The organism is Burkholderia sp. 572 (genome assembly GCF_040545135.1).
GTDB lineage: Bacteria > Pseudomonadota > Gammaproteobacteria > Burkholderiales > Burkholderiaceae > Burkholderia > Burkholderia cepacia.
The window spans coordinates 1-1,989 of the sequence record NZ_JBEPLH010000059.1 but is presented as its reverse complement, the minus strand read 5'-3'; the positions used below and the strand labels follow the sequence as shown (position 1 = coordinate 1,989).

Sequence of the window (1,989 nt, the reverse complement as noted above, 5' to 3'; positions counted from 1 at the left end):
TGGCTTAGGGAGCCTGACGATTACCTACTTTCACACGGGAATCCGCACTATCATCGGCGTAGAGTCGTTTCACGGTCCTGTTCGGGATGGGAAGGGGTGGGACCGACTCGCTATGGTCATCAGGCAAAGAGGGTTGTTCTGCTGGCGTGGCCAACAGAACCAATCTTGGAAGAAGCAGTAATTTTGAGTTGTGTGTATCACACACGAGAATCCAACTTGTCGCTTGGATCTTGCGGCCGGTGCTGTCGCACGGCGCCGATCTACAAGGCAGACTTGTTATAGGATCAAGCCTTACGGGCAATTAGTATCAGTTAGCTGAACGCATTACTGCGCTTACACACCTGACCTATCAACGTCCTGGTCTCGAACGACCCTTCAAGGGGATCTAGTCCCCAGGGATATCTCATCTTAAGGCGAGTTTCCCGCTTAGATGCTTTCAGCGGTTATCTCTTCCGAACATAGCTACCCGGCGATGCCACTGGCGTGACAACCGGTACACCAGAGGTTCGTCCACTCCGGTCCTCTCGTACTAGGAGCAGCCCCCTTCAAATATCCAACGCCCACGGCAGATAGGGACCAAACTGTCTCACGACGTTTTAAACCCAGCTCACGTACCTCTTTAAATGGCGAACAGCCATACCCTTGGGACCGGCTACAGCCCCAGGATGAGATGAGCCGACATCGAGGTGCCAAACACCGCCGTCGATATGAACTCTTGGGCGGTATCAGCCTGTTATCCCCAGAGTACCTTTTATCCGTTGAGCGATGGCCCTTCCATACAGAACCACCGGATCACTATGACCTGCTTTCGCACCTGCTCGACTTGTCGGTCTCGCAGTTAAGCACGCTTATGCCATTGCACTATCAGCACGATTTCCGACCGTACCTAGCGTACCTTCGTACTCCTCCGTTACGCTTTGGGAGGAGACCGCCCCAGTCAAACTGCCTACCATGCACTGTCCCCGACCCGGATCACGGGCCAAGGTTAGAACCTCAAACAAACCAGGGTGGTATTTCAAGGACGGCTCCACCGAAACTAGCGTTCCGGTTTCATAGCCTCCCACCTATCCTACACAGATCGGTTCAAAGTCCAATGCAAAGCTACAGTAAAGGTTCATGGGGTCTTTCCGTCTAGCCGCGGGTAGATTGCATCATCACAAACACTTCAACTTCGCTGAGTCTCGGGAGGAGACAGTGTGGCCATCGTTACGCCATTCGTGCAGGTCGGAACTTACCCGACAAGGAATTTCGCTACCTTAGGACCGTTATAGTTACGGCCGCCGTTTACCGGGACTTCAATCAAGAGCTTGCACCCCATCATTTAATCTTCCGGCACCGGGCAGGCGTCACACCCTATACGTCCACTTTCGTGTTTGCAGAGTGCTGTGTTTTTATTAAACAGTCGCAGCCACCAGTTTATTGCAACCCCTTCACCCTCCTGGCGCAGGCCAGTCAAGCTACAAGGGCGTACCTTATCCCGAAGTTACGGTACCAATTTGCCGAGTTCCTTCTCCCGAGTTCTCTCAAGCGCCTTAGAATACTCATCTCGCCCACCTGTGTCGGTTTGCGGTACGGTCATCGTTAGACTGAAGCTTAGAGGCTTTTCTTGGAACCACTTCCAATTGCTTCGCTTCCGAAGAAGCTCGCGCCACACCCTTGAATTACGCACCCGGATTTGCCTAAGTGCCTTCTCCAATGCAGCGACCGGGACTTCCAACACCCGGACAACCTTCCGCGATCCGTCCCCCCATCGCATCTAACAATGGTGCAGGAATATTGACCTGCTTCCCATCAGCTACGCATTTCTGCCTCGCCTTAGGGGCCGACTCACCCTACGCCGATGAACGTTGCGTAGGAAACCTTGGGCTTACGGCGAGGGGGCCTTTCACCCCCTTTATCGCTACTCATGTCAGCATTCGCACTTCCGATACCTCCAGCACCCTTTACAAGGCACCTTCGCAGGCTTACGGAACGCTCTCCTACCATGCG

General features: G+C 53.6%; 2 rRNA genes. Both read right to left on the bottom strand.

Going from position 1 to position 1,989, the window contains the following annotated elements:
• Positions 1–11: 11 nt before the first annotated feature.
• A 5S ribosomal RNA gene (gene rrf, locus ABIC51_RS40780) occupies positions 12–124 on the bottom strand.
• A gap of 156 nt (positions 125–280) precedes the next feature.
• A 23S ribosomal RNA gene (locus ABIC51_RS40775) occupies positions 281–1,989 on the bottom strand; the annotation flags it as partial.